Source organism: Absicoccus intestinalis (assembly GCF_033971885.1).
Classification (GTDB): domain Bacteria; phylum Bacillota_I; class Bacilli_A; order Erysipelotrichales; family Erysipelotrichaceae; genus Absicoccus; species Absicoccus intestinalis.
Window position 1 is genome coordinate 21,812 of record NZ_JALBUS010000020.1, and the last position, 18,481, is coordinate 40,292.

Consider the following 18,481-nt stretch of genomic DNA (forward strand, 5'->3'; position numbering starts at 1 on the left):
AAACAAGTTACAATGTCATTTCTTTGTCCATGTAACCGTTATCATATCTTTGACATCCATTGTTTTGAAAACTATAATAAACGTATGAAATCGCTACAACGATATGAACAAGTAAAAGATTATGTCTATACAAAATATACAAAAATTTATAACGAGCCATTACGTCAAGAAGCTTTGACCCATACCGCGCAAGTGGATACATGCATAACTTTATTGGCCATGTCTCGTAATCAAGATATTGAAATTGCCAAGATCATTGCTTTGTTTCATGACTTTGCTCAATTCACCCAGAATTGTTCCCATGAGGAACATGCTCGTTTGAGTAGCATTTTGGCCAATCGATATCTGACCGAAACCGGAATGTTCAAAACAAATGAAATTGATGATATTTGTTATGCCATTGCCCAACACAGCCATAAAGAACAATATGATTCGCCTTATTGTGAATTGATCAAAGATGCAGATATCTTAGCTCGTTTTTTTACGGATCCCACAATGGAACTGAATCACAATCGCAAACAACGATTATTAGATGCTTGTGACGATATCCATAGCTAAAATGACTGATAATGCAATGTTAAATTTTCACTTAATTTTCCCTGGAGATCTTGCAAGGCTTTTTTAAACGCTTTCGTATCATAAACGATCCAATCTATATAAGCATAGCTTTTACCAATAGCTCCACCGATGACTTTGGCAACCCCAATTTTTGTCATTTGTTCATCCAATTGTTTAGATAAATTTTGGCGTAATAATGCATCTTCCTTCGAAAGAAATGGATTTAAATAATAAATATATCCAAATTCACCATCTTTCGCTTTCAAATCTGCCACCACATCGTGTTGCTGCGAAATGGATTCTTCAATCAGTAAAGGATGTGTCGTGAAAATATATTTCATATCCTTTCGTAAGGAATCATCAGCAATTTCTTTGATGGGTTGATACACGGAATAAATATCGGTCGGATGTTCATAGGTAGGCCAGTTTTCTTTTTTTACGATTTGATCAATTTTTTCATAAAAATCAATCAAGTTACAAAAATCTCTTTGATCAACTGGTGCATCAATAAAGTCTACTTTGGAAAGATAGGCTTCATATATATTCTGACCAATCGCCAATTCCACAAGGTACATGCTCATTTCTTTTTTTCGTTCCGTATTATCAATTAATGAATAACTCGGATTATACACATCACAAGCAATCATTTTATTTTTAGGATCGATTGTATAAAAGACAAAAAAATCATTTAAATAATATTCTTGATCTTTGATCTTGACTTGTGCTTCTATCGCTTTTTGCGACATGGGCGGCAATACATCATTACATATCCATTTTGAACGAATATCTTGTGGAGCTTGTTCTACACAATATCTAGTGAGATATTGACTCGTTTTATTGGGTCCGGGATCAAATACTAATTCTAGATATTCACTACTATCTTCCACAAAAAAATGAGCACCAAATTTCTCCATAGCTTCATCATCTAATTCTTCAATGATGTGACGTAATTGTGGATATTCTTTTGCTTGTAAACTTTGAATGATCGGATCTTCTACTTTTTTAAAATGTTGCCAAAAGGATCGTACATTACTTGTAACCGTCATCGTAATTCCTCAATCTTTCTTTTTAATATTTGTGCTAATAATATATGGCCTTCTTCATTCATATGGATACCATCATAGGCTCCAGCCATCAGATGCGGTGTTTCTACATAGAAAATACCATATTCCTTTGCCACCTTTTTGAGATGAGTACCTGCTTGTTCCATCATCTGATAGCCTTCTTTGCCAAAACAAATATCTTTTTCATGATCTTTTATATAATCCGGATGCATACGAGCAGGCTGAACAAGCAGGATCTTTGGCATCGCATAGCCACATTCTAGTAGACGAGGTTGAAAAACCTTATTCAAAAGGGTTCGCATTCCTTTTTCTATGGAATATTCATTGGTAGAATAAATACGTTTCGCATCATTGATTCCCAGATTGATCACTAACAGATCGATGGGCATATGCGTCTTGATCACAGAACGAATACTTTTCGCTCCATTTCGCCCTGGCTCGAATGGATCATCTAGGGCAATGGTCCGTCCATTGAGTCCACTTTCGATGATCGTATCATTCGGTAACATGTGTTGAAGGATTTGTCCATATCGATTCTCATATCGAGAAACATGGATCGCATCATATCCCCATGTATTGCTGTCACCATATAATAAAATGCGCATTTTACCTCCTTAAAAAAGTCCATCCCAAAGATGGACTTTGATTATCCAATCGAATTGGACATATCTAACTTTAACAATTGATTCAATTCAACTGCATATTCCATTGGCAATTCACGCGTAAATGGTTCCAAGAATCCCATTACGATCATTTCTGTTGCTTGTTGTTCCGTCAATCCACGTGACATCAAGTAGAAAAGTTGTTCTTCATCTACGTTAGAAACGGTCGCTTCATGCTCTATTTGCGAAGTTTCGTTCTGCAAAATATTTAATGGAACCGTATCACTTCTTGACTGATCATCTAGGATCAATGTATCACATTCTACTTTACATTTGGAATAGGCCGCCTTCTTGTTCATTCGCACCCAACCGCGGAAATTGACTTCACCGCCATTACGAGCCACCGATTTTGAGATCATCGTACCTTTCGTATGCGGAGCCAAATGGATCATCTTGCTACCGGTATCTTGCTTTTGTCCCTGAGAACCCACTGCGATAGAAATAGCGGTTCCCTTCGCATAAGGTTCAGCCAAAATGGTACAAGGATATTTCATATTGATATGGGAACCAATATTTCCATCCACCCATTCCATATGGCCATTTTCAGATACGATGGCTCGTTGTGTAACTAAATTCAAAATGTTGCTTGACCAATTCTGAACAGTTGAATAACGGCAATGCGCATTCTTTTTTACAAAGATCTCGACAACAGCTGCATGCAAAGAATCTTTGGAATAGACAGGTGCTGTACAACCTTCTACATAATTGATATCCGCCCCTTCATCTACAATAATCAGCGTTCTTTCAAATTGACCCATTTGCATCGTATTGATTCGGAAATAAGACTGTAACGGTTTTTCAAGATGCACTCCAGGTGGTACATAGATAAATACGCCACCAGACCAAACCGCGGTATTTAATGCCGCATACTTATTATCCGTATAAGGGACAACTTTACCAAAATATTCCTTCACAAGATCAGGACATGTTTTTACGGCTGTATCGGTATCCAAGAAAATAACCCCATTTTCTTGCACTTCTTCTAGCATGTTATGATACACAACTTCGCTTTCATATTGCGTAGAAACACCAGCCAAATATTTTTGTTCCGCTTCTGGAATACCTAATTTATTAAACGTATTTCGAATCGTTTCTGGCACTTCATCCCAATTGTGTTCTTCTTTATCACTTGGTTTAATATAATAAATATAATCATCAAAATTGATATGACTTAGATCCGGTCCCCAATTTGGATTTTCTTGTTCAACAAACGAATGATACGCCTTTAAACGAATATCTAACATCCATTCTGGTTCCTTCTTCGCTTTTGAAATCGTGCGAACGACTTCTTCACTTAAACCTTTACCGGTATTAAAGACGCTAACGTCTTTATCATGAAAGCCATATTCATAATCGGTTGATAATTTAAACTCTTTTTCGTCTGCCATTACTTCTCCTCACTTTCCGTGATGATATCACGCAATGCCTTCCAACCAATTGTGGCACAATTAATTCGATTGGCTTGCTTACCAACATTTTTAAACGCAATGGCTTCTTCCATCATATCGCTATCATATGGTCGATCATCGATCATCGCAAAATAATTGTCGATGATTTCTTTAGCTTGATCAATGGTTTTACCTTTGACAAGTTCTGTCATGATCGATGTAGATGCTGTAGAAATTGTACAAGCAACACCATCGAAGCGGACATCTTTGATCACGTTGTTTTCGATATCTGCTTGTACAGTAATATCATCAATACAAGATTCACTATCCATATGTTTTGATAGATATTTTCCATCATTGGTTAGTTCATGATTACGTGGATACTCATAATGATCCATGATGATCTCACGCATTAAAGTCGGATCGATTTCCATGTTCTGTCCTCCTTAAAAGAAAATATTGATACATTTTTCTAAGGTAGCTTCTTTCAAACCTTCAACCAATGCATCCACTTCTTCGATCGTATTGTAGAAATAGAAACTCGCTCGTACTGTTCCGAAAGCATTGATCACTTCTGGTAATAGCTTTGCACAATGCGTACCTGAGCGCACAGCTATACCACGTGTATTTAAAAAACTTGCCACATCTTGAGCTGGTATCATCTTGCCATGATCATATACATTAAAAGTGACAATCCCCGTTTGCGCATGGGCATTGTAGATCTTTACACGATCACAATCCGCTAATTTTTCCAAAAAATGTTTCTTTAACGCAACTTCATGTGCATGAATATCATCAAATCCAATACCTGAAACATACTTCATAGCCGCCGCCATTCCAATGGCTCCTTCAATGGGTTGAGTCCCACTTTCAAATTTCAATGGTGATTTCTTTAAAGTCACCGTTCCATCTTTATAGAAACGAGCATTGGATTCGCCACCATAAAATACAGGTTCCAACACATCAAAATATTTTTTCTTGCCATACATGATGCCTATACCGGTTGGACCACATAATTTATGTGCCGATAAGACAAAGAAATCTACATCCAGATCTTGCACATCGATTCGCATATGAGGTGCGCTCTGTGCCCCATCCACAATTATGATCGTGCCATTTTCATGACACAATCTTGTCATTTCTTTAATAGGCGCTTCAAAGCCCAACACATTGGAAATTTGGGCAACACAAACAACTTTAATATTCGGCTTCAAAGCCTTTTTAAAATTATCAATAGTAATCTTGCCTTCATTATCCAAAGGAATATATTCTATATCTAAATCTTTCTTGGCCTTGAACCAAGGCAAGACACTTGAGGCATGTTCAGCTTGATCGGTCAATACACCATCGCCGTCTTTTAGAACTTGATCAACCAACATCAAGGCAATTTCATTCAGCCCTTCACTGGAACCCGATGTAAAAGCTACTTCTTCACGATATTTCGCATTGATAAACTTTTGTGCAGTATCACGAGCACCTTCAAAAGCTGCATCAACTTGGGCACTCATCTCATAATCACCACGATGAGCATTGGCCCCTAAATACGTATAATAATGTACAACAGCATCAATGACGGGCTGAGGCTTTAATGTGGTAGCGCTATTATCCAGATAAATCATTGGGTGATTTGACATCTCTCTTTGAAGAATCGGAAAATCTTTACGAATTTTATTGATTTCCATAAAGTCCCACCTTGCTTTCCATCTCTTGTTGGAGCTGTTGTTTCAGATCTTTATCTTCAATTAAATCTAAGACGGGCAAAAAATAACCAACACTTAACAAACCAATAGATTGTTTTTTGGTTAAGCCCCGCGATCCTAAATAATACATTTGGTCTTCATCCGGTTGACCAACCGTTAAGGCGTGACTTGCTTTCACATCATTTTCATCAATCAATAATAATGGAATACATTTTGTTGTATGATCTTTTCCCAACGTTAAAACCCGAGTAGCTTGATGAGATTGTGCTTTTTTACATCCTTTTAAGATATTGCCATTGGCCACCATTTCATAATGTCCATGTTCCAACAAAACCGCAAAATTTTTGATTTCTCCCGTCGTATAGGGTGCATCATGACGCACTTCCATATCACAAATCTTTGCTTGATTGGACATACACAATTGCCCTGATAAAATTTCGTATCGCGCACCCGGTTCAACTAGATCAACGAAATGATGCCAATCAACAGGTGCATCTTCCATATCCAAAAATCCCATCTGACAAACGGCATCTTGATACATGTTGACTTTGATATTTAAATCGAAAGCTGATCGTGCTTGATTATAAATAAAAACTTTTATGTTTGCACTTGCTTGAACGTTCATTTGGAGTGCATACGCACGTGCATCGGAAGCGATAGTTACAAGCAATGTTCCCTTACTATGTGGTTGAACAGAAACAATATGTTCTTGGTTCTGATGAATGGAGATCGTTTCATAAAAGCTATCTTTTAATACGGTTTCCATATTTTACACCCCTTGCTTAACGGCACATGCACCTAGGGATACTGGTTGTTTCTTTTCTTCTTTCCTTGCTTGAACACCCACTTTTTCTTCAATCCACTCATATCCTTCTTTATCGACTTTTTCAACCAATGTGGCATCACCACTGGCCACGATTTGACCATCAATCAAGATATGAGCATGTGTAGGTTGTAGATATTCTAAAAATCTTGCATAGTGAGAAACAATGATCAAACCAGAATCACATTCATCTTGTGATTTCATGACCGCATCGGCAACAATTCGCAATGCGTCGACATCCAAACCGGAATCAATTTCATCCAACATCGCAATCGTTGGTTTCAACATTGTCATTTGAACAATTTCATTTCGTTTCTTTTCACCACCAGAGAAACCATCATTCACAAATCGATGAGCTAGATCTGGTTTCATTTGAAGCGTGTTAATTGCACCTTCCATTTGTTTGATAAATTGGAATAAACCAATTGGTTTTTCGCGCCGTGCATTGATGGCACTACGCAGAAAATCAGAATTTGTCACCCCTGAGATTTCTGGTGGATATTGCATGCCTAAGAACAATCCTGCTTTACTCCTTTGATCAACAGGCATCGATAAAATATCCTTTCCATCTAAGGTAATTGTTCCTTGAGTAACTGTATATTTAGGGTTTCCCATGATGGCAGCCAACAATGTACTTTTTCCATTTCCATTGGGCCCCATTAACGCATGGCGTTCACCACTTTGAATGGTAAGATCTAATCCTTTTAAAATTTCTTTTTCTTCAACGGATACATGAAGATCATGAATTGCTAATTCTGCCATTATTCTTTCCTCTTTTCACTGGCTTATCATACCAAAGTTCCCTATAAATCTCAATTATTACGCACATTGCAATTTAAACCTATTTCCCGTATAATTGAAAAGACTTTCAAGGAGGTTATGACATATGGGTCAATTTCTTAGAGACAATTGGTTTGTCGTTGTCATTGCCATTGTGATCATTGGTTTTGTTTCCTATTTTATCTATGACAGCAATAAATATAATGTTTCATCGATGAAAGACGGTAATTCTGATGTCGTCATGAGCGTAACAGGTGGCAATGTAACAGCAGATGAAATATATTCGGATCTTTCCAAAGATGATGGGGAACTTCTCTATAATTTATATAAGAATGCAGTGGTTTCTCAAACCGTGAAAGAGACCGACTCTATTAAAAATGATGCAAAAACATTGCAAGACAATATTGTCAGCTATGCCAAACAGCAAGATTCAAATAATTATGAACAAGTCATTGAACAAGAATTATATGCATATGGATATTCTAGTTATGATGATTTAAATAAATACTGTTTAGAAAGCGTAAAAGAAGCAAAGATGAATGAAGACTATGTCAATGACCATTTTGCAAGCTTATCTAAGGCTGTTGTCGCAAAAAATCCACGTACCATCTCTATCATTACCATGTCGGTATCGGATGCAAGCAACTTAACATCGGATGAACAAAAGAAAAAAGATAATATTGATAGTGCTTTGCAAAAACAAAGCTTTGCGAAAACCGCAACGGCTTACTCAGAAGATACAACGGCTAGCGATAAAGGAGTTTATGGCTATATCGATGAAGACGATAAAGACAGCAGTAGTAGCAGTTCTTTAGATTCTAGTGTCATTGAAGCGGCTTTAAAATTAAAAAAGGGGGAAACATCCGATTGGATCACAGTTACAGATAGTGATGCAGGAACAACCACTTTATATAAAGTTCATGTCAATGAAACGGATGTCAATACGATCCATAAAAGCAAGAATACAACGATAAAACGTCAATTATTGAATGCCATTTTAAATAACAATACTGGATTATCCACAAAAATTGTTCAAACCAATGCAAAAAAATTAAAAATCACGATCAAAGATAAAAATACGAAGAAGAAACTAAATGCTTATATCAATGAGCAATTGAAAGGAGATGCTTCCAATGAATAAAAAGCGTATCCTATCCTTAAGTTTATGTGCATTGATGCTTACTGGATGTTCTGGTCATAATACTTCGGTTTCCAATGGTGATTCCACACTTATGACAGTTGGCGATACATCCTATACAAAAAATGATGTCTACACGTTATTAAAAAATACGAGTGGTACATCGGATGGTATCACTCATATTCAAAGTATTATTTATAATAAAGAAGTGGGTAAAACCAAAGCGATGAAAGAAGAAGCAGAAAAACAATATGAAGAATATAAATCAGCTTCCGATAGTTTTGAAAGCCAAATAAAAGCACAAGGATATACAAAAAAGACTTACATCAACAAAGTACTATTGCCTACGATTCAAGCAGACAAGCTATTGGATAAATATTTCCAAGACAATAAAAAAGCCATTAAGAAAAAATATAAACCTTCCATGGCCATCATCATTGAATGCGATAGTGAAAAGAAAGCAAAACAAGCTTTAGCCGAATTAAAAAAAGGGACAACTCAAAAAGATGTTATCTCTAAATATCAAAGTTCGGATTCGAACTTTTCGGATAGTGCTACCTTGATCACAACAAAAACAAGTGGTGTGCCCACTCGATTAGTGAAGACCTTGTACAATCAATCCAATACGGGTCTTGTTGATGAAGTATTTACAAGTGACGATGATAGTTCCAATATAGCTTATGTAGCCATCTTACAAACAAATTCATATGACAAACTTGTTTCAAAATTAAAAGACAGTTTGTCATCGGATTCTGATCTAAGTTCGGCATGTATGCAATATTATTTAAAGAAATACAATTTCGAAGTACATGATCAAGACATATTCGATTATCTACGTTCAAATAATCCGGAATATCTAGTGAATCATCCAGAACTTGCGAAAAGCAGTAATAGTTCGTCCAATTCGTAAATGAGCACATCTGACATGAAAAGTCAGATGTGTTTTTTATGGTTGTTTACTTACCATTATTTTTTTGTTGTTCTTCAAGCACATATCGATAATTGAATTCCTCTGTATCTTGCAATCCAATGAAATATAGAGTTTGGATATCTTCATCGTTAAAAAGATAGAAATGCGTTGAATCCAAAACACCTTCCGGCCATAGAACCGCCGCATAATCATAGATTTTTTCTGTACCCACTTGATTTTGTAAACGGCCAACGATCATCAAACGTTTTTTCCCTTGTTTTAAGGTAATAACAGTTCCCAAAGGCAATAACTCTTTCATCCAAACCTCCTTTTAATATTCTACCTTCACTTTAAATCCCAGACCACAAATAAAGCCAAGTTTAGACCCAAATTCCCATTCTCTTGTTTTATGATGATAACTGAAATTGGCTTGTGCACTCCCAATCGATCCGGAGCCGGTCAGTGTTATCTTTGCGTCAAAAAAATGAAATGAAGATCTTACTTCGCCTTGTAAGGCAGCGGCACCCACATCCATTTCCAACGTTTGCTCTCTTGCATTAAAAACAGCTTTAGCTTTCGCATATACCACACCTACTTGTCCCGACGCAGAAACATCACCATGAATCATTGAATTGCCAATGCGAGCAGAAACCTTTCCACTGAAAAGACTTAAACTTGTTGATCCATAAAGATACACACTTGGATCAATGATCTTGTTTTTCCACATATGAAAATTGATCGTTCCATCTGCTTTCCATTGACCAATATCTGCATCTAAGTTTATATATCCATATGCATTGCTCTTGGTATATGCATATTGACTGGCTGCATATCGAATTTGACCAGAAGCACTGATCGTCTTTCCTGCCTTTTTGTAAATATTGTCAAACTGTGGATGAATGGATCCTGAATAGGTGAAATAGCCTTTTTGAATATGTTGATTCGATAAGGATACTTCTTTTTGTTCATACAAATTTGCACTTTGTGAACAAAAAGAAGAGATCTTTTGAAGACGTGACACAATATCTTGATGTCGAATCGAGAGATTTGTTTGGGTAAAAGATAAAGGAATACAATACTTTATTAATTGATTCGATACATGGCGATAGACTTTTGTATCAATTTTCATTCTTCAACTCATTTAATTGTTTTTTTGCAAGAATTATTATTTGTCCAATCGCATTTTGAATGGCCATTCTCTCATTATCTGAAAAACCATTAGCGACTTCCCTTTGCAATGCAATTAGTTCTTGAATCAGTGATTCATAATACGACAACGATTTCATTGCACACGACTCGCCAATTGTTGTTCATTTTCTTGATAGGATGCAGCCGTTTGCTGTAAATATTGTACATATGCATCAATCGCCTGAATATACGATTGAAAGACTGGACGTAACGATTGAAATTGACTTATCAAAGATGCAGAGGCAGGCGATGTCCAGACTCCATTCAAATCATTCATTTTTGCGTCCACCTCCTGAAATAGAGTTTGAATCTGGTTCTCACTCGTCTTTAGTCGATTTGCATAATTCAATACATCATCCGCAGAAATTTGTACATATGCCATAATTTAAGCCAACCTTCCTGCAGCCATTGCTCGTTCTTGCTGTAACTGTTCATATTGCATCGCACTGGAACGAATAAACGCACTGTATTGCTCAATGATCGATGTCATACGTTTCAATTGTGGTTGAAACGCTTCTACTTTTGCTATAAATGCTTCATTATCTTTTCCTTGCCAAACGTTTTGCATTTGATGCATCATCTGATTCATTTGAATGATAGCTTGATCATACGCTTCCGCTTTTTGTTTTAAAAACATGGCACTTTGATACACTTCCTGAATTTCTACTTTAATTTTCATTTTATTCCTTTCTAGATCAAAATAAGATGATCACCCGATCGAATACCGTTCGTTTTACTGTCTGTACGCATATCCATAAAACGTTGAGTATCCAAGCAATAAAAACATCTTTGATACGAAACTTGGTGTTTCCAAAACTTCTGTGTTTCATCCAGAAACTGCGATAATACATATGTATCCGTGATATAAAAAATCAACCATTTCGATCCATCAAATTCACGAATATAAATCAATAATTCATTCATATTGAAAGCTCCATACATATCGATCTTGCCAAAAATAGACATCTCCCTCTTCGTCTGGTGACAGTCGATGAATCAAATAGGAGTATTCGCGATACCCCAAACCAACCCACATTAGATCCAAATCATATTGCTTCTGGATAAAATGGGCATCCGTAAGAACAGACATAGATTCCAATACACCGCAAATATAAATATCAGCTTCTACCTTCAAATCATTACTTATTTGTAGAAGCGGATCAATCAACAGCCAATTTTGAATACGTTGTTGGATCCATTCAAAACAAGATTGCTGTACATATAGAATGAGCAAAGGATGATGATGTTGCCAGTCAATTTGTTTTTGCATACGGATGGTCCGTCCGACTCGCAAGGAGGTTTGCTTTCTACCTGATTTACTTTTGATCATCGGTATTGCCTTCCCATAATAGAATTGTGCCAAGCGATCATTCATCCATATCAATCCTTGATCTGCCTTAGGTATTTGAAACGTATGAAATACACTACGAACCATATCAAGATTTTGCCAGGATAGACAAATTATATGGTCCCATTGTCTTCGGAATGTATCTAATGCCATCCAATACGAATGAATGCAAAGAATCATTCCCATTGAATTTGACATATATTCGGTGATATCCATATGATCAAAGACATCAATAAAGTAAAAAGATGCCTTTTCGTTTGAGCCATAAGATTCTAATGATGGTAAATGAATCATACCTTCTTCTTCATCTAATTTTGTCAAAATAGTTAATAACCATTCATCCCGTTGTTTTTCTTGTTCATAGTACAAGAGGATTTTTTCTCCATGTTTTGGATGCCAAACGATTTGCTGCTGCTTCCATGGAAGATCGATCATCATATCTGACAAAGATCGTGTTTTTAGATCTGGCTGGATGATCCAATGATGCTTTTGTGATTTGGACAACAGCTGTTCGGTGAGAAATTGAAATGTTGTCTCATCTTTTCCAATCGATTGGGCGATTTTTTTACTATCCTCATAGCCAAACCAATGATCATCAACTTTTTGTTCATGGATCCAATAGCCTTGTCCTTGTATATACACATCATCCACTAGACCAATAAAAGCGCCTGCTTTTTTTAAATGGGCCGCTTGGGTATTTTGCAACACTTCTCGACTATCGGATTCACTATTGACTTTTAAACAAATACGTAGACGAAAGTTGGATACGATTTGCTCATCGACGATCCCCATCGGTTTTTGTGTCGCTAAAATCAAATGAATACCAAGAGAACGACCAATACGGGCAATCTCTTTGATTTCATTCATTGCTTCTGGATATCGCATTTTAAACTGAGCAAATTCATCCATTACGATCAGTACATGACTCATGGATTTTTTATGGATTCGATTGTATGCATCAATATGAGCAATTTGATGTGGATGTACTTTGATAAAATCACGCAATACACATTGACGATGCTTCATTTCGGCACGCAAGCTTTCAATCCATCGTTGTACCGCATTTTCTTCAAGATTTGTAACCATACCCGCACAATGTGCAAATTGATAAAAAGCTTGTCCGAAAGCACCTCCTTTGAAATCAATAAGAATATACTGCAATTGTTCTGGACTGTTTCTAACGATTAATTGCATCAATAACGTAGAGATCCACTCCGATTTGCCCGATCCAGTCATTCCTGCTACTAAAATATGTGGGCCTTGTTTCTTTTCATCTAAATCAATCCATATTTCTTTGCCATTATCGTTCAAACCTATAGGAATACGTAAACAACAATGGGACTGATGCGATACCCCTTTGATGCTCCTATAAAAACTTTGTGTGCACGTCATGCCCCAAGCAATCGGACGAAGATCAATTTTTTTTGGTGAGACATGTGATATTTTCCAATCGATCGGTATTGATATTTTCTGTGTGGTACAAAAAATAAGTGTTGCTTCTCTTTTGATTTGGAGTGGAATGGTTGAAAAGATCCAAAGATGATTCGCTTCTACTTTCGAGACAATGTCCAGCAATTCTTTTTGTGAAGAAGCCAATAATAACTGATGATGCCATTGACAATGTGGAAAGCCAAAACAACGATCTTCTTTTTTCATATTCGGATCCACCCAGATCCATTTTTCATCTTGAGATGGATGTTGCCAAATCCATTGAGCAAACAAATAGGAACCAATCAAAGGATCATCAGCAACGATCCATATGGTTTGCCCTTTTTTAAGAAAAACATGACGATATATGTTTTGTGAACATTCCTCTATGTGTGCTTGCAAGGTTTGGTATAAATGATGATTCGCTTGATCATAAGCCGGTTCTGGATAATTAAATGAGATCCATGATTGTAAATTTTCTCCTACATACAGCGGATGACGAATGCCATAGGTTTCTTTTTTACATGTACATATTTGCATATATTTTTTCTCTTGGCGTTCCAGATCTTGTAAAGCTTGTTGTACTTTACTTTTCATTGTCGCAAGATAAGACAAATACTTTTGATCATTTTCAATATATTCCTTTTGGCTCTGCTTCCATTGCGAACGATAATTCAATGTGCCACAAAATAAGAATGCGATAAACATCGATAAATTTGTTAGAAGCATCGTTGATATTTGATGCTTTTGTTCCGGTTGAAATAGATAATATCCCAAACTTAACAAGCCGCCAGACAATAAAATGGATAGGGACGGTACGAACATTTGGATTCGTTTTGGTTTCATGGGTGGCTGCATACAATGTGGCACTTGAATAGACATCGAAATATGTGTGGGTGAAAAAGTATATTCTTCATCCTGTATCTTCCAAGATTCGACTTTTTCTATGGGTTGATATACACAATGTTGTATTGCTTTCTTTATTCGCGTATTGATCAAAAGAATTGAACCAAATACATACATGCAATATTCAGCCACCTGGATCCAATCCCCATCCTGTATTATTTTTTCTTTTACTTTCTGTCCATTTACATATGTGCCATTCGTACTGGACAGATCTATCAAATGTTTATCTTTGATACGAAAATGATGAAAAGAAACATGAGCGGACAATCCAAGTTCGCGACCAAAGGAAAAGAGTGGAGCAATGGAGACCATATGCCAATCCTCTTTGATCCAGAGAATGCGATATACACCAATGATCAAACTCTGATTCTTTTTTAAACATTGATGATCAACATAAACCTTTCCTTTTGTTTTCACAAACTCTAGCCCACGAAATACTTGCATTGTCTCCAAAAAAATCATTTCACATCGATCATCATAAAATAGGACAATTTTATCCATGCAGCCATTTCATCCACAAGGTTTTTAACCATAATTCTTGTTTCGAAATTTCCCGTTTTCTCAAAACGGGAGCAATCACTTTTTTTATTTTTCTTGTATGACGTTTTTCATCGATTACTTTAACCTCAATAACACATTTCTTTTTTGAAACTCTGAATTCCATGTACGATTGATGGAGACGATCAAGATGACTCTTTGGTGTATGTATTTTTTTACCATTGATCTTGATCCAAATTACCTTTTCAGGTGGGTCGAATACAATACGAATTTTACGATCATTCATGGTGACGATGTTACAGGAAGGTGTTTCAATTTGTTGCGACTTTTGCTCGAAATGAATTTGCTTCTGGTCATCAATGATCCACGTTCGATCTTGTACTTCTAAATGGGGTGTCAAAGTTTGCGCAAAGATCCATTGTTTGGTTTTTATCGTTCCATCTTCTGCCAACGACTTTTTTAAAGTGGTCTCATTCCCAAAATCATCGATATTTGAAGTCATTTCTTTCAAAGAAATGGAATCTGTTTTCTCCTTTTGATTCCAATCATCATTCATTGGTTTTTCTTCCCTTTGGGGAATCGTAAAATGAGATGTTTCCGTTGCGGCAACCGATTGTTGATCAATAGCGACCGCAACATTAGCCGATATCATATTATTTTCTATGGTATCGTTCCTTTCAATATTTGAATTTTCAACCATTGTTCCATTCGTTTGGAAGGGCAACTCGATTTTCTGATCATCTTCATTCATAGAATGAAGGTTTTCTGTTCCTTTCGTATCCTCCACCATGCTGTTTCCATGATCTTGCTCATTTTGTTGCACCATCTGCATCTGTAACTTTTGATCAACATAATGCCATGAGTGGACATCACTTTTTATTTCCTGCGTTTGTAAGTATGCAAAATATGTACCAACCTCTTTACATAAATACGTCATATCTGCTTGGGCTTGTACAATTTCTGTTTGTTTATTATGTTCCACGACCAATGATGATTGATCGAATGCAAGACCGGTACAATGTATGTTGATTGTTGGGTCTAAAGTATACCCATTATTTTCCACTGAAAATCTACAATGTTTTTCTTCTTTGCTTCTGTCTATCGTTTCCGTAATCTGTACCACATTTTCTTTTTCGGATTCTTGCTCGATGGGTGCAATCTCGACTGTATTTTGATGCATTGGAACGAAATCGACTTGCACCATTGGGTTTGCCAACATGAACATGGGCATCCAAACTGCATTCATTTTATTTGCCTCCATAATTGATAGAATTCACTATCATGTCTATCTTGTTCAAAAAAATGTACTAATGTAGATGGGATTTGATTGATTGCTCTTTTTTGAGAGCGTAAAAATAAACAATATTCAAGAAAATGATTCGCAAAAGAATCCGAAATAAAAATACGGTTTGGCCATTGATACATTTGTTTCCAGGCTTTTGGAGATACCATGATACGATGTTTTAAGCAATAAAGAACAAACGTATCCATCTTAGATACGGATGGTTTCTGAGATAGATGATCTACATAATGATCGATCCAATTTTGTGATGGCCTCATTTCCACCCATTCAAGTAGATCAGCCACTTCATCAGGAATCTGTTGTTTTGTAGAAAAGGGAATCTGTTGATAAATATATTCACAAATGGAATGATTTTTGGTTTGGATGGCTTGATAAATCAAAAATTTAGCCGTTTTGGGCTCTTTATAGACATCTTTTGAAATCCATCCATTTTCTATCCATATGTATAAATTTGGATGGTCTTGTGCTTTGTAAGCGGCTATAAAATCTTGACTTGATCCAGAAGATAAGTAGATATCGATGGTATTGGATTTCGAATGAAAAGAAGTAGCTACAAAGAAGACAGACAGACTAATCAAAAAAAGTGCAACTACAAATCTTTTCAAACGAAGCGTCCATAAAAAGAAAGCTTTTGAGGCAGGCAACAAACAACCCATTGGATAGAGAAAACAAATCATCTTTTTCAATCCCATTCGATCGATATTTTCCGTTTTCTTTGCGAAATGATTCCATCGAACATCTTGATTAAATGCAGATGCAGACAATATGGTTTGATCCCCTATTTCAATACATGAATTAAAATCAATCAAATAAATATGAGATCGATCCACTAAAAGATTTTGTGGTTTAAGATCCACATAAACATATCCAAGTTGATGAAGAGATTCCATCCAATGCATCATTTGACAAATAAATCGTTGCCGATCCCGTATTTTCCTAAATGGATGTTTTGATATCCACACATCGAGTGTTTCTGCCTGAATGTATGTTTCTATCAGTGTGAATGCCCGATCATTTTCTTTTACATCGACCAGCTCTGGAATATATGGATCTTGCCAATGCGTTAGTACATCAACTTCTTTTCGCCATTGATGAATCAAAATGGGATTTGCACTTTTTAGAACACCTTTTTCCACATATTTTTTTCCCGTTCGCATATCTTCAACCAAAACCACCCATGAAGTTTCGGTCTGTTTAAACAGACGAATCCATCGATACTTCATGGAACACACCTACTTGACTCGCAAAACGTAGGATCATGCCATCTTTTAGGCGCATTTTTCGTTGTACTCTTTTATCGTTCAGAAAAGTCCCATTACTTGATTTGAGATCCATGATATAAAATCGATCATTTTGACGTAAGATTTTTGCATGTTTCATGGATACTTCTACGTCGGTTAGACGAATATCACATGCCATAGAGCGACCAACCAAATTCACTTCATGAAGTAAATCATATCGTTGATCATTCATAGAAAGATAAGCCATCGGATGGTTCGGTTGCCCGAGAATATGCGTTTGGTTATCCATCAAATCAAGAGTGACTTCTGGTTCTTTCTTTGCGGTATACAAGATATGCATGGGCTCTGCTACTTTAAATATTTGATGTTTTTTTCTTCGAAAAAAGCGTGTTGGATAATACTTATGACGAATCGCATCAAGTCCCATCACTAAATTTGTTAGGGACATTTCCTTGCTTTGTGAAAATTTCATTAAGAACCCAATAATTTCAAAAGACGTTGTGGTCTGCAAATGTTCGCATAAATACGGAATCCATACATTACAAATATCTTTTTGTTGCATCCATTGTTCAACACCTACCGGCGCAACGATATATCGAAACGCATCTCCATATGGACTAACAAACACAAAATCAGGTTCCATGATCACTGGTTTATTCCGATTCGCATTGATCATATCTTCGAATAAATGATGTAAGAATATGTAGCCTTCTTGTTCTTCAAAAACATGTTGTGCAAAAACATCGTCTAAGCGAAGAAAATCATCCATTCTATATGTGATGATTTGCGACTCAGCTTCCCACAAACCTGTAATACAATTTTGATCCACCTCCATTTTATGAAAAACACCCATATCTAGCCACGTTTGATCTTTTAGTTTGAGCTTCATCATCTGTGGAGATGAATATACGATATCGATCCAATCTTTCATCATCTTCACCCTCTTATGTGTTTTCTATATACTTATACGGGTGGAATCGACAATAGAACCAAATTATTCTAAAATATTTGTATGCAAAAAAAATGGAATACGATCCACACCTTTTTGATCAATCCGCTACTTAATTTTTTCAGTCTTATCCTGATCAACATTTGGTATGATAATTTCACCTATATAGCGAATACTTTGCATTTGCGATTCTATGTTTTCTTATGGGCATGCAGTACTTTATATGGTTTCTTATGGTATGCAATGACTATTTGGGATGCCTATGATATTGCTTATCATAAAAAAAGACATGTCCTTTCGTGTTTTGGCATGCTTATGTGTGTATTCATCCCCTACTTTCCTTCCTACCCTTTTTGGATCAACGATCTACATGTTTGGTTATTTATTGTTTGTTTTGGAATCACAATCTACGAATGGCTCCATGCATTACCTATTCTATTGGTCGTAAATAGAAAATGGAGCCTAGCGCTTGATATGACCCCTGTCAAGTAGACAGCGAAAATATCCAAAATAACTACCAAGCAAGGTCAATTCGATTTGGCCTTGTTTTTATTGTTGTGCTTGTTCCTGTTGCTTTGCTCTTCTCAATCTTTTCCC

Annotated in this window: 19 protein-coding genes; 3 read left to right on the plus strand and 16 right to left on the minus strand. The window is 36.3% G+C overall.

The window, feature by feature from the left end; genetic code table 11:
• Positions 1-12 precede the first annotated feature (12 nt).
• Complete coding sequence (locus tag MOZ64_RS10215; protein ID WP_320326452.1) at positions 13-558, plus strand: HD domain-containing protein; 546 nt, start codon at positions 13-15, stop codon at positions 556-558.
• Here MOZ64_RS10215 and MOZ64_RS10220 read toward each other — a convergent pair.
• From MOZ64_RS10220 to sufC, 7 genes are read right to left on the minus strand one after another with little or no spacing between them, the layout of a single operon-like run.
• Complete coding sequence (locus tag MOZ64_RS10220; protein ID WP_320326453.1) at positions 555-1,604, minus strand: hypothetical protein; 1,050 nt, start codon at positions 1,602-1,604, stop codon at positions 555-557. The genes MOZ64_RS10215 and MOZ64_RS10220 overlap by 4 nt on opposite strands.
• Complete coding sequence (locus tag MOZ64_RS10225; RefSeq protein WP_320326454.1) at positions 1,601-2,227, minus strand: GDSL-type esterase/lipase family protein; 627 nt, start codon at positions 2,225-2,227, stop codon at positions 1,601-1,603. Before MOZ64_RS10225 ends, MOZ64_RS10220 begins: the two co-directional genes overlap by 4 nt.
• A gap of 41 nt (positions 2,228-2,268) precedes the next feature.
• Complete coding sequence (sufB, locus tag MOZ64_RS10230) at positions 2,269-3,672, minus strand: Fe-S cluster assembly protein SufB (protein ID WP_320326455.1); 1,404 nt, start codon at positions 3,670-3,672, stop codon at positions 2,269-2,271.
• On the minus strand, positions 3,672-4,106 hold the full coding sequence (gene sufU / locus MOZ64_RS10235) for a Fe-S cluster assembly sulfur transfer protein SufU (RefSeq protein WP_320326456.1): 435 nt from the start codon (positions 4,104-4,106) through the stop codon (positions 3,672-3,674). The genes sufB and sufU overlap by 1 nt, the downstream gene beginning before the upstream one ends.
• Positions 4,107-4,118: 12 nt before the next feature.
• Positions 4,119-5,354: an aminotransferase class V-fold PLP-dependent enzyme gene (locus MOZ64_RS10240; protein WP_320326457.1), complete on the minus strand. Its 1,236-nt coding sequence runs from the start codon at positions 5,352-5,354 to the stop codon at positions 4,119-4,121.
• Complete coding sequence (locus tag MOZ64_RS10245; RefSeq protein WP_320326458.1) at positions 5,341-6,138, minus strand: SufD family Fe-S cluster assembly protein; 798 nt, start codon at positions 6,136-6,138, stop codon at positions 5,341-5,343. The genes MOZ64_RS10240 and MOZ64_RS10245 overlap by 14 nt, the downstream gene beginning before the upstream one ends.
• A 3-nt stretch (positions 6,139-6,141) precedes the next feature.
• Complete coding sequence (gene sufC / locus MOZ64_RS10250; RefSeq protein WP_320326459.1) at positions 6,142-6,957, minus strand: Fe-S cluster assembly ATPase SufC; 816 nt, start codon at positions 6,955-6,957, stop codon at positions 6,142-6,144.
• 124 nt (positions 6,958-7,081) lie between these two features.
• On the opposite strand from sufC, the gene MOZ64_RS10255 reads away from it, so the two are divergent.
• Positions 7,082-8,116, plus strand: a complete 1,035-nt coding sequence (locus MOZ64_RS10255; RefSeq protein ID WP_320326460.1) for a peptidylprolyl isomerase — start codon at positions 7,082-7,084, stop codon at positions 8,114-8,116.
• Positions 8,109-9,023, plus strand: coding sequence for a hypothetical protein (locus tag MOZ64_RS10260; RefSeq protein ID WP_320326461.1), 915 nt, complete (start codon positions 8,109-8,111; stop codon positions 9,021-9,023). The genes MOZ64_RS10255 and MOZ64_RS10260 overlap by 8 nt, the downstream gene beginning before the upstream one ends.
• A gap of 46 nt (positions 9,024-9,069) precedes the next feature.
• Here MOZ64_RS10260 and MOZ64_RS10265 read toward each other — a convergent pair whose 3' ends face one another.
• The 9 genes from MOZ64_RS10265 to MOZ64_RS10305 form a co-directional block, all read right to left on the minus strand.
• On the minus strand, positions 9,070-9,342 hold the full coding sequence (locus MOZ64_RS10265; protein ID WP_320326462.1) for a DUF4176 domain-containing protein: 273 nt from the start codon (positions 9,340-9,342) through the stop codon (positions 9,070-9,072).
• Between the two features lie 12 nt (positions 9,343-9,354).
• Complete coding sequence (locus MOZ64_RS10270) at positions 9,355-10,152, minus strand: hypothetical protein (protein ID WP_320326463.1); 798 nt, start codon at positions 10,150-10,152, stop codon at positions 9,355-9,357.
• Positions 10,153-10,305: 153 nt separating this feature from the next.
• Positions 10,306-10,593, minus strand: coding sequence for a WXG100 family type VII secretion target (locus MOZ64_RS10275; RefSeq protein ID WP_320326464.1), 288 nt, complete (start codon positions 10,591-10,593; stop codon positions 10,306-10,308).
• A 3-nt stretch (positions 10,594-10,596) separates the two neighbouring features.
• A complete protein-coding gene (locus MOZ64_RS10280; RefSeq protein ID WP_320326465.1) occupies positions 10,597-10,890 on the minus strand; it encodes a WXG100 family type VII secretion target in 294 nt (97 codons plus the stop codon).
• Between the two features lie 11 nt (positions 10,891-10,901).
• On the minus strand, positions 10,902-11,135 hold the full coding sequence (locus tag MOZ64_RS10285; protein ID WP_320326466.1) for a hypothetical protein: 234 nt from the start codon (positions 11,133-11,135) through the stop codon (positions 10,902-10,904).
• Positions 11,128-14,337, minus strand: coding sequence for an FHA domain-containing protein (locus tag MOZ64_RS10290; protein ID WP_320326467.1), 3,210 nt, complete (start codon positions 14,335-14,337; stop codon positions 11,128-11,130). Before MOZ64_RS10290 ends, MOZ64_RS10285 begins: the two co-directional genes overlap by 8 nt.
• 49 nt (positions 14,338-14,386) lie before the next feature.
• Positions 14,387-15,637: a hypothetical protein gene (locus tag MOZ64_RS10295; protein ID WP_320326468.1), complete on the minus strand. Its 1,251-nt coding sequence runs from the start codon at positions 15,635-15,637 to the stop codon at positions 14,387-14,389.
• Positions 15,634-16,917: a protein kinase domain-containing protein gene (locus tag MOZ64_RS10300; protein ID WP_320326469.1), complete on the minus strand. Its 1,284-nt coding sequence runs from the start codon at positions 16,915-16,917 to the stop codon at positions 15,634-15,636. The genes MOZ64_RS10295 and MOZ64_RS10300 overlap by 4 nt, the downstream gene beginning before the upstream one ends.
• Positions 16,889-17,869, minus strand: coding sequence for an FHA domain-containing protein (locus tag MOZ64_RS10305; protein WP_320326470.1), 981 nt, complete (start codon positions 17,867-17,869; stop codon positions 16,889-16,891). Before MOZ64_RS10305 ends, MOZ64_RS10300 begins: the two co-directional genes overlap by 29 nt.
• Between the last annotated feature and the right edge of the window lie 612 nt (positions 17,870-18,481).

Coding starts and splice junctions, on each gene's coding strand:
- MOZ64_RS10215 (WP_320326452.1), top strand. CDS start 13: ATGTCATTTCTTTGTCCATGTAACCGTTATCATATCTTTGACATCCAT.
- MOZ64_RS10220 (WP_320326453.1), bottom strand. CDS start 1,604: ATGACGGTTACAAGTAATGTACGATCCTTTTGGCAACATTTTAAAAAA.
- MOZ64_RS10225 (WP_320326454.1), bottom strand. CDS start 2,227: ATGCGCATTTTATTATATGGTGACAGCAATACATGGGGATATGATGCG.
- sufB (WP_320326455.1), bottom strand. CDS start 3,672: ATGGCAGACGAAAAAGAGTTTAAATTATCAACCGATTATGAATATGGC.
- sufU (WP_320326456.1), bottom strand. CDS start 4,106: ATGGAAATCGATCCGACTTTAATGCGTGAGATCATCATGGATCATTAT.
- MOZ64_RS10240 (WP_320326457.1), bottom strand. CDS start 5,354: ATGGAAATCAATAAAATTCGTAAAGATTTTCCGATTCTTCAAAGAGAG.
- MOZ64_RS10245 (WP_320326458.1), bottom strand. CDS start 6,138: ATGGAAACCGTATTAAAAGATAGCTTTTATGAAACGATCTCCATTCAT.
- sufC (WP_320326459.1), bottom strand. CDS start 6,957: ATGGCAGAATTAGCAATTCATGATCTTCATGTATCCGTTGAAGAAAAA.
- MOZ64_RS10255 (WP_320326460.1), top strand. CDS start 7,082: ATGGGTCAATTTCTTAGAGACAATTGGTTTGTCGTTGTCATTGCCATT.
- MOZ64_RS10260 (WP_320326461.1), top strand. CDS start 8,109: ATGAATAAAAAGCGTATCCTATCCTTAAGTTTATGTGCATTGATGCTT.
- MOZ64_RS10265 (WP_320326462.1), bottom strand. CDS start 9,342: ATGAAAGAGTTATTGCCTTTGGGAACTGTTATTACCTTAAAACAAGGG.
- MOZ64_RS10270 (WP_320326463.1), bottom strand. CDS start 10,152: ATGAAAATTGATACAAAAGTCTATCGCCATGTATCGAATCAATTAATA.
- MOZ64_RS10275 (WP_320326464.1), bottom strand. CDS start 10,593: ATGGCATATGTACAAATTTCTGCGGATGATGTATTGAATTATGCAAAT.
- MOZ64_RS10280 (WP_320326465.1), bottom strand. CDS start 10,890: ATGAAAATTAAAGTAGAAATTCAGGAAGTGTATCAAAGTGCCATGTTT.
- MOZ64_RS10285 (WP_320326466.1), bottom strand. CDS start 11,135: ATGAATGAATTATTGATTTATATTCGTGAATTTGATGGATCGAAATGG.
- MOZ64_RS10290 (WP_320326467.1), bottom strand. CDS start 14,337: ATGCAAGTATTTCGTGGGCTAGAGTTTGTGAAAACAAAAGGAAAGGTT.
- MOZ64_RS10295 (WP_320326468.1), bottom strand. CDS start 15,637: ATGAATGCAGTTTGGATGCCCATGTTCATGTTGGCAAACCCAATGGTG.
- MOZ64_RS10300 (WP_320326469.1), bottom strand. CDS start 16,917: ATGAAGTATCGATGGATTCGTCTGTTTAAACAGACCGAAACTTCATGG.
- MOZ64_RS10305 (WP_320326470.1), bottom strand. CDS start 17,869: ATGATGAAAGATTGGATCGATATCGTATATTCATCTCCACAGATGATG.